The 8939-nt window shown below is 67.1% G+C and carries 7 protein-coding genes; 4 read left to right on the top strand and 3 right to left on the bottom strand.

Annotation, left to right across the window (positions count from 1 at the left end):
* The 4 genes from Y705_RS18835 to Y705_RS18830 form a co-directional block, all read left to right on the top strand.
* The coding region (locus Y705_RS18835; RefSeq protein ID WP_049822553.1) for a GMC family oxidoreductase at positions 1-1511 on the top strand (1511 nt) is incomplete at its 5' end.
* 89 nt (positions 1512-1600) lie between these two features.
* A complete protein-coding gene (locus Y705_RS0109640; protein WP_026532706.1) occupies positions 1601-3571 on the top strand; it encodes a penicillin-binding transpeptidase domain-containing protein in 1971 nt (656 codons plus the stop codon).
* Between the two features lie 122 nt (positions 3572-3693).
* Positions 3694-5229 carry a flotillin family protein gene (locus tag Y705_RS0109635; RefSeq protein ID WP_049822552.1) on the top strand — a complete coding sequence of 512 codons (1536 nt, stop codon included), beginning with the start codon at positions 3694-3696 and terminating at the stop codon, positions 5227-5229.
* 216 nt (positions 5230-5445) lie between these two features.
* A complete protein-coding gene (locus tag Y705_RS18830) occupies positions 5446-5766 on the top strand; it encodes a hypothetical protein (protein WP_049822551.1) in 321 nt (106 codons plus the stop codon).
* Here Y705_RS18830 and Y705_RS0109625 read toward each other — a convergent pair.
* From Y705_RS0109625 to Y705_RS18825, 3 genes are all read right to left on the bottom strand, one after another.
* Positions 5757-6158 (bottom strand): YccF domain-containing protein, encoded by a 402-nt coding sequence (locus Y705_RS0109625; RefSeq protein WP_026532704.1) that lies wholly within the window; start codon positions 6156-6158, stop codon positions 5757-5759. The genes Y705_RS18830 and Y705_RS0109625 overlap by 10 nt on opposite strands.
* A 95-nt stretch (positions 6159-6253) precedes the next feature.
* Positions 6254-7930 (bottom strand): DEAD/DEAH box helicase, encoded by a 1677-nt coding sequence (locus Y705_RS0109620; protein WP_026532703.1) that lies wholly within the window; start codon positions 7928-7930, stop codon positions 6254-6256.
* A gap of 219 nt (positions 7931-8149) precedes the next feature.
* Positions 8150-8939: MsnO8 family LLM class oxidoreductase (locus Y705_RS18825; protein WP_253908565.1), on the bottom strand; the 790-nt coding region annotated here is incomplete at its 5' end.

Raw genomic sequence — 8939 nt, 5'->3', positions numbered from 1 at the left:
TGGTCGAGGCGGGCCCCGACGACCGTGGCTCCGACGTCATCCTGCGGCTGGACCGCTGGATGGAACTGCTGGAATCCGGCTACGACTGGGACTACCCCATCGAACCGCAGGAGAACGGCAACTCCTTCATGCGCCACGCCCGGGCCAAGGTCATGGGCGGCTGCTCGAGCCACAACTCATGCATCGCCTTCTGGGCTCCGCGCGAGGACATCGACCAGTGGGAGCGCGAGTTCGGGGCGACAGGCTGGAACTCCGATAACGCCTACAAGCTGTACCAGCGGCTCGAGACCAATGAGGACGCCGGTCCCGACGCGCCGCACCACGGCGACAGCGGGCCCGTGCACCTCATGAACATCCCCGCGCATGACCCGTCAGGCCGTGCCCTCCTCGAAGCCTGCGCGCAGGCCGGGATCCCGGGAGCCAGATTCAACACGGGAGAAACCGTTCTCAACGGCGCCGGTCTGTTCCAGATCAACCGGCAGGCGGACGGCACCCGGGCGTCGTCGTCGGTGTCCTACATCCACCCGATAATGGAGCGCCCCAACTTCACGCTGCTGACCGACCTGCGGGCGCGTGAGCTACGGATCGACGGCGATCACCGGTGCACCGGCGTCGACGTCGTCGATGGTGCGTTCGGGCGGACGCACGCCCTGACGGCGCGCCTCGAAGTGATCGTCTCCGCCGGAGCGATCGACTCGCCGAAGCTGCTGATGCTCTCCGGGATCGGGCCGGCGGAGCACCTCACCGAGCGTGGCGTCGACGTGCGGGTGGATTCGCCAGGTGTCGGTGAACACCTGCAGGACCACCCGGAAGGAGTGATCCAGTGGGAGGCCAGGAAGCCGATGACGGAGACCTCCACCCAGTGGTGGGAGATCGGCATCTTCACCACCACCGAGGAGGGCCTCGACCGCCCCGACCTGATGTTCCACTACGGGTCCGTGCCGTTCGACATGCACACCCTGCGGCAGGGCTTTCCCACCACGGACAACGGTTTCTGCCTCACCCCCAACGTCACCCACGCGCGGTCCCGCGGCAACGTGAAACTGCGCAGCAGGGACTTCCGCGACAAGCCCATGGTGGATCCCCGGTACTTCACCGATCCCCACGACATGCGCGTGATGATCGCGGGCATCCGGAAGGCGCGCGAGATCGTGGGGCAGCTTGCCATGGCCGAGTGGGCGGGCGAGGAACTGTACCCGGGCAAGGACGTCCAGACCGACGAGCAGCTCCAGGACTACATCCGGCGGACCCACAACACCGTGTACCACCCGGCGGGCACCGTACGCATGGGATCGCTGGACGACCCGATGTCACCGCTTGATCCGCAGCTGCGCGTGAAGGGCATTTGGGGGCTGCGCGTGGCCGATGCCTCCGTGATGCCGGAACTCACCACCGTCAATCCGAATATCACCACCATGATGATCGGTGAGCGGTGCGCCGACCTCGTCAAGGCGGACCGCGCCGCTGCTCTCCGAAGCGGTGCCGCCGCGGGCAGCTTGCCGGCCGGCTGACCGGTTCACTCCCTCTGCAACACCGGCCGGCCGGCGAACTGCTGGCCGGTATGCGGAGCAGAAGGTTCCCCATCGGCCATAATGGCCTGATGGGGAACCTTCACCGTTTCAGTGCCGTCCTGACCACTGCCGTCCTGGCCGTCTCGCTGGCGGCCTGCACCGACAGTGGACCCACGGCCGAGGACGCAGCCCAGGAGCTCGCCGCCGGCCTGGCGAAGCTCGACGTCTCCGGGTCCGCCTTCACCACCGTCGAAGCCGAGGATGTCACCACCGACCTCGGCACGATCACCGAAGCGCTGGACCCCCTCACCCCGGAAGTCACTGTGGCGTCGGTCGAATCCACCGGTGACGACGCCGCCACGGCGCAGCTGGACTACACCTGGGATGTCGATGCCTCCGACGCCGATTGGACGTATTCGACGACGGCGAACCTCACCCGCGCGGAGGACGAATGGCAGGCGGTGTGGGACCCCTCGCTCTTCGTGCCGGAGCTGAGGGTCGACGAGCGCCTCGAAAAAGCCGAGATCCAGCCCGAGCGGGCCGGGATCACGACCGCTGACGGCGAGGCCATCGTGACGGATCGGCCCGTGGTCCGGGTGGGCATCGACAAGATGCAGCTTCCGGAGGCGGAGCAGCCGGCGGCGGCCACCGCCCTCGCGGAACTCCTGGAAATCGATCCCGCCGCGTATGCCGAACAGGTTGCCGCCTCGGGTGCGGATGCCTTCGTGGAGGCCATCGTGCTCCGCGATGACGCGTCGCGGACGGTGACCGACGAGCAGATCGAGGCGATTCCCGGAGCCCTCGTGCAGGTCGACACCCTCGCCCTGGCGCCCACCCGCACCTTCGCGCGGGAACTCCTCGGGTCGGTGGGTGAACCGAGCGCCGAACTCATCGAGCAGTCCGACGGAACCCTCACCGCCGGGGACACCACCGGATTGTCCGGCCTCCAGCTGCAGCACAACGACCAGCTCGCCGGAACCCCCGGCCTCGAGATCACCGCGGTGTCCGGCGATGGAGCGGGCCCCCGGCAGCTCTTCGAGAAGCCGCCCGTGGCCGGCACGCCGCTTGCCATCACGCTGGATCCCGCGATGCAGGCCCTGGCCGAGCAGGTCCTGGCCGAGGAGCCCTCGGCGTCGTCGATCGTGGCCATTCGTCCCAGCTCCGGCGAGATCCTCACGGTGGCGAACGGCCCCGGCAGTAACGGTCTGCAGACCGCCCTCCTGGGCCAGTACCCGCCGGGTTCCACCTTCAAGGTCGCCACGAGCCTGGCCCTGCTCCGCGAGGGATTCACCCCTGCGACGCCGACCGAGTGCCCGGCCGAACTCGTCGTCGAGGGCCGCACCTTCAAGAATGCCAGCACGTATCCGGCGCAGTTCGTGGGAACGATCCCGCTGCTCCAGACCTTCGCGCAGTCCTGCAACACCGGCTTCATCTCGAACCGCGACATCGTGTCCCAGCCGGAGCTCGCTGCAGCGGCAGCGGATCTGGGCATCGGCGTGGAATCGGCCATCGGTCTGCCTGCCTTCTTCGGCGCAGTCCCCACCGAGGCCGAGGGGACCGCGCACGCCGCGGCGATGATCGGCCAGGGCGAGGTCCTGGTCTCACCGCTCGCGCTGGCCACCATGACCGCCAGCGTCGGCAACGGCTCGCGGGTCACCCCGACGCTATTGGCGGAAGGGCAGGACGCCGGGCAGCCGCCGTCGGCTTCGGGCACGCCGGCGCCCTCCCCGTCGTCCTCGGGCGCCGCAGGCCCAGGCACGCCCGGCGACGCCGCGGCTCCCAGCGCATTCACGCCGGAGGAAGCGGACACGCTCCGCACCCTGATGCGCGCCGTCGTCACCGATGGAGGCGGGCAGCTCCTCGGTGACGTCCCCGGGGAACCCGTGCTTGCGAAGACCGGTACCGCCGAGTTCGGCAGCGAGGACCCACCGCGCACCCACGCATGGATCGTCGCGCTGCAGGGCGATCTCGCTGTGGCCGTCTTCGTCGAGGAGGGAGAACTGGGTTCAACCTCCGGCGGACCACTGATGGAAGCCTTCCTGCGGGGGCTCACACCCTAAAATTTGCCAGCACTTCAACACCGGGAGACTTGGGGGTTTCACCGCGGCGTGACATCGATAGGCCTGCATCCGCACGCGGATGTTGTTTCGTTCATCCCGGCAAGCCCGTAGAAAGGGTCGTAGTGAATTTTTCCTTCGTACCGTTCGTCATAGGTGCAATTGTTCTCCTCATCCTCCTCGTCGTCATCGCGGTCCTCGCGAAAATGGCGCTCCATATCGCCAGCCCCGACCAGGCGCTCATCATCTCGTCGCGCGACAGCAAGGGTCAGCCGGACCCCGACAGCCAGCGCGTGGTCTTCGGGCGCGTGTTCATCAACCCGTTCTCGCAGCGGGCCTATCCCCTGTCCCTCGCGTCCCGCCAGGTCTCGCTGAAGATCGAGGGCATCTCCCTCAACGGCATCAAGCTGCACCTCACCGGCGTGGCGCAGGTGAAGGTCGGGGGCGACGCCGACTCGGTGCGCAAGGCCGCCCAGCGCTTCCTCAACCAGCAGGACGCCATCGACCACTACACGCAGGAGACGCTCTCCGGCTCCCTGCGCTCGATCGTGGGCACCCTGACCGTCGAGTCGATCATCCGCGATCGCGCCACCTTCGCCAAGAGCGTCAAGGAGGAAGCCGAACACTCCATGCACAACCAGGGCCTGGAAATCGACACCTTCCAGATCCAGTCGGTCGACGACGACTCGGGTTACCTGAAGAACCTCGGCCGGCCCGAAGCGGCGCTTGCGGAGCGGAACGCGAAGATTGCCGAAGCACGCTCGGTCCAGGAGTCCGAGCAGGCCCGCGCGATCTCCGACGAGCAGGTGGCGCTCGCACAGCAGCAGCTGATCATCCGCAGGGCGGAACTGAAGGAAGAGGCCGACGCGCGGCAAGCACGCGCCGACGCCGCCGGCCCGCTTGCCCAGGCCGAGCAGAACGAGCAGGTGATCATCCGCGAGCAGCAGGTGGCCCAGCGTCGTGCCGAACTGCGCGAGCGGGAGCTCGACACCGAGGTACGCAAACCGGCCGACGCCGAGAAGTACCGGCTGATCCAGCAGGCCGACGCGAAGCTCGAGGAACGGCGGCGCGCCTCCGAGGCCACCGAGATCGAAGCACGGGTCGAGCTCGCCAAGCGGAAACTGAGTGCCGAGGGTGACCGGGTGGGCGCTGAGGCCGACGCAGCGGCGAACACCGCACGCGGTAACGCGGAAGCTGGCATCAATGAGGCGAAGGGCCGCGCCGATGCAGCGGTCATCAGCTCGCGCGGTAACGCCGAGGCCGTCTCCACCGAGGCCAAGGGCAAGGCGGAGGCCGCCGGTATCGCGGCTCAGGCCGAGGCGTACCAGAAGTTCAACCAGGCAGCCATCCTCAGCAAGGTCCTCGAGGTGCTTCCCGCCATGGCCCGCGAGGTCGCAGCCCCGATGTCCGCGATCAAGAACATGACAGTGGTCTCGAACGACGGCGCGAGCCAGCTCAGCAAGAATGTGTCGAGCGGCGTCCACCAGACCACGCAGATGATCAAGGACACCACGGGCCTCGACATCATTTCGCTGCTGGGCGATGCCCTCAAGAACGCCAATCCCGCGGGGCGGAACGCTTCGACTGGTTCCTCCACCCCGGGGTCGTCCGCTGCGGTGTCGCCGCGCACCGATAGTTCCGGGGCCGGAGCGGATTCCTGACGAGGTAAGTACCAGGACCATCCTCCTCAAGGGAGTTGCGACTGACCTGAGATGACGCAGGCGCCCGGCTGGACTTTTCCGGCCGGGCGCCTGCATGTCAAGTATCTTGAGGGAAAACAGAACTTTCCTGCAATCAGGCCTTGAGGGCGGAAGCCCATCCTTGGAACAGCGGCCTCGCCGGCAACCCGCCATGGCCCCTTCGACAGGGAAGTGAACATGCAGCACGAACAAACCCTTGGCGCCCTGACCTTCGCCGGTTTGACCGTTGACGAAGTGTGGTTTCACTACCTGAACATGGGCGGCGGGATCGGAGGAACTGAGGTCGATGCCTATCTCCACGGGATGATGGCCCTTCCCGCAGGGGAACGTGACTGTGTCTCCCAGGCGGTGAACGAGCTCATCGACGACCTCGGAGGGAACTGCGGCGCCCTGCACCGTGCGCCCTACAGCTCCGATCACTTCAGCGGCAAGCAACCACGGGCCACCCCTGCGGCCGGGATGAGCGCAGTTCCCCTTCGGGAAGGGTACTACCGGTAGTAGGCCATGCGCGCGCTCGAGGAGGGCACGATCTCCTTGCCGAGCGGCATCAGCGACACCGGAATGAGCTTGAGGTTGGCGATTCCCAGCGGGATGCCGATGATGCTGAGGAACATCGGAATGGCAGTGACCACATGTCCGATGGCGATCCAGATGCCGGCAACCAGTATCCAGAGGACGTTCCCCAGCGTCGAGAAGGCGTAGGTCCGGCCGCCGCGGTCCACCACGCTACGCCCGAAAGGCCACAGAGCGTAGGCGCCGATCCGGAAGGAGGCTATTCCGAAGGGAATGGTGACGATCAGTAGGCAGCAGAGGATTCCCGCGGCGAAGTAGCCGAGGGCCAGCCAGATTCCGCCGAACAGGAGCCAGATCACGTTCAGGAGTGTGTTCATGGCTCCCATTCTTCCCCAGGGAGCCGCGGAGTGGCCTCCTGCACAAGAAAAAAGGCGCTCCTTCCCCGGAGGGAAGGAGCGCCTTTCATTCGCGTTTAGCGCGCGCGGCGGTCGTTCGACGCCGGTGCAGTTGCACGGCGTGACCCGCTGGTACGCCGCGCGGCATCCGAACGGCCCGCCGACGGCGCACCATGGGAGCGCTGCCCGCCGGGTGCCTGGCCGCTGCCTGCTGCAGCGGGACGCCTTGGAGCGACATCACCGGCGCGCTGGCCCGTCGCCGGCCTGCGGGTGCGGGCTGCGCCGTTCTCGGAGGAGGCGCCCGCCTCGGATGGCCGACGGCGGCTGCTGCCGGTTCCACCGTTGGTGTCGGAGCCGAAGCGCGGAGCCTGTGGCTGGTCCTTGCGGCGCTCGGAGCGGTTGCCCGAGGGCGATTCGGTAGCTACGCGGCCACGACCACCGCGGCCTCCGCGGCCTCCCGGCGCCGGCGCTGCGGTTCCACGGCGTGCACGCTTGCGCTCGGCGTTGGCTCCGGTCGAGCTGCCGTCGCCCCGCTGGACCTCGCGCTGTGCGAGCAGCGCAGCACGAGTGCGCGGATCGATCTTCTCGGCGACGTCACCGATGAGCTTGCCCACCAGTGGTGAGGTCGCCTTGACGTTCTCGAAGGCGACGTCGACGCCCGCTGCGCGCATCAGCTTCTGGACCTCGGACTTCTGCTCGGGAAGCGTGATCGTGACGACGGTTCCAGAGGAACCGGCGCGCGCGGTACGCCCTGAGCGGTGCAGGTAGGCCTTGTGCTCCGTGGGCGGGTCCACGTGGACCACCAGTTCGACGTCGTCCACGTGGACTCCGCGAGCGGCGACATCCGTCGCCACCAGGACACGCACGTCCCCGCTGGAGAATTCGGCCAGGTTCCGGTCACGGGCGTTCTGTGAAAGGTTGCCGTGGAGGTCGACGGCGGGGATCCCGGCGTCGGTCAGGGTCTTGGCCAGCTTCCGTGCGTGGTGCTTGGTGCGCATGAACAGCAGGCGGCGGCCGGTCCCCGATGCCAGCTGGACGATCAGCTGCTTCTTCTGCGTCTGGTCACCGATGAGCAGGACGTGGTGCTCCATGGTGGTCACCGCAGCCTGGGGGTCGTCCACGGAGTGGGTCACCGGCTTGGTCAGGTAACGGTTGACGAGCTTGTCCACGCCGTTGTCCAGCGTCGCGGAGAACAGCAGCCGCTGCCCTTCGGCTGGGGTGGTGTCCATGAGCTTCTTGACCACCGGGAGGAAGCCGAGATCGGCCATGTGGTCGGCCTCGTCCAGCACCGTGATCTCGACCGATTCGAGTGAGATCAGCTTCTGGCGCATCAGGTCTTCAAGGCGGCCGGGGCAGGCGATGACGATATCGACGCCTGCGCGCAGTGCCTTCTCCTGGCGCTGCTGGGACACGCCGCCGTAGATGACCGTCGTGTTGAGCCCGAGCACGTTGGCCAGGGGCTCGATGGTGTTGTTGATCTGGGTGGCGAGCTCGCGGGTGGGAGCGAGCACCAGGGCCAGCGGGCGTCCCGGCTTGCGGCGGTAGGCCGCTTCCTGCTCGGCCAGCCGTGCCACCATGGGCAGGGCGAACGCGAGGGTCTTGCCGGAACCGGTCCGGCCCCGGCCCAGGACGTCGCGTCCGGCAAGGGTGTCAGGAAGGCTTTTCACCTGAATGGGAAATGGTTCGGTGATTCCCTGAGCGGAGAGGTTTTCGACCAGCGCTTTGGGCACACCGAGGGCAGCAAAAGTAGTCATGTAGTTAGCACGAACTTTCTTCTCATCTTCCCCGGCGCCGGTTGGCACAGGGGTTCGCCGAAGAAAAGTCAGACAGTGTCCACCGCGCTCGAAGAGGAGCATGTGCGGGACAAAAGAAAGTGTTCATCGACGCATGCCGTGCATCGTCGACCGGTGGAAACCGGCATGTGCACAGGCAAGTCTCTCTATTCTAGCACTCCTCCACTCTCGCCCCGCCCGCTACTGAAGCAGGGTGGTGAGAAGCTTGTCCGATGCGCCCTGGGCTTCGCCATCGAAAGCTCCGCCGCTGACAAGCAGCTCATCGGCTCCGGTGTCAGCCATCAGTTGCGCCAGCCTCCTTTCGACCTGCTGAACAGTGCCGTGGATCGAGGTGGCGAGAAAGTCGTCCATCAGCTTCTTCTCCCGGCCCGAGGCAGAAGCGTATTCCGCGGACCCCATCGGCTCCAGGGGTGGGAAGGCACCCCTGGTCCTCGCAATAGCCATGGCTCGCGCTTCAGGTAGCAGTTGCTCCAGTGCGGCGTCGCTGGTGCCGGCGACGGCAACGTTCGTCGAGACCATCACGAACGGTTCGTCCCGCCACGCCGACGGCCGGAACTGCGAGCGGTACTGCTCGATCACCGGAATCTTTCCGTCGGAACGCCGTTGGGAGAGCGCCGGTCCGCCAAGGACGACGCCGAGCCCGGCCCGCGCGGCGATCTCGACTCCCGTGCCGGTCGCAAGGACGAACACCGGCGTCGAGGAGCGGTCCTCGGGACGGGCGGTGACGGCTGCCGAGCCCGACAGGTAGGCAAGCAGCTCAAGCACATCGGCTTCGAACCGGCTTGAACCCTCCTTACCGCTGCGCAGCGCCTCGCGGACGGCAGGAGTGAAACCGAGTGAGCGTCCCACGCCCAGATCGATACGTCCGGGATAGAGAGCCGCCAGGGTGGCCACCTGCTCGGCGACCACCAGAGGCTGGTGGTTGGGAAGCATGATCCCTCCCGAACCCACCCGGATCGTCCCGGTCCGG

The sequence above is a fragment of the Arthrobacter sp. H41 genome (assembly GCF_000520535.1).
Taxonomy (GTDB): Bacteria; Actinomycetota; Actinomycetes; order Actinomycetales; family Micrococcaceae; genus Arthrobacter_D.
Note: the sequence above shows the minus strand (reverse complement) of the source record. Positions and strands in the feature narration are given on the sequence as shown.

Excerpts from the sequence above, each read along its gene's own strand:
- Y705_RS0109625 (WP_026532704.1), bottom strand. The coding sequence starts at position 6,158 with ATGAACACACTCCTGAACGTGATCTGGCTCCTGTTCGGCGGAATCTGG.
- Y705_RS0109620 (WP_026532703.1), bottom strand. The coding sequence starts at position 7,930 with ATGACTACTTTTGCTGCCCTCGGTGTGCCCAAAGCGCTGGTCGAAAAC.
- Y705_RS18830 (WP_049822551.1), top strand. The coding sequence starts at position 5,446 with ATGCAGCACGAACAAACCCTTGGCGCCCTGACCTTCGCCGGTTTGACC.
- Y705_RS0109640 (WP_026532706.1), top strand. The coding sequence starts at position 1,601 with ATGGGGAACCTTCACCGTTTCAGTGCCGTCCTGACCACTGCCGTCCTG.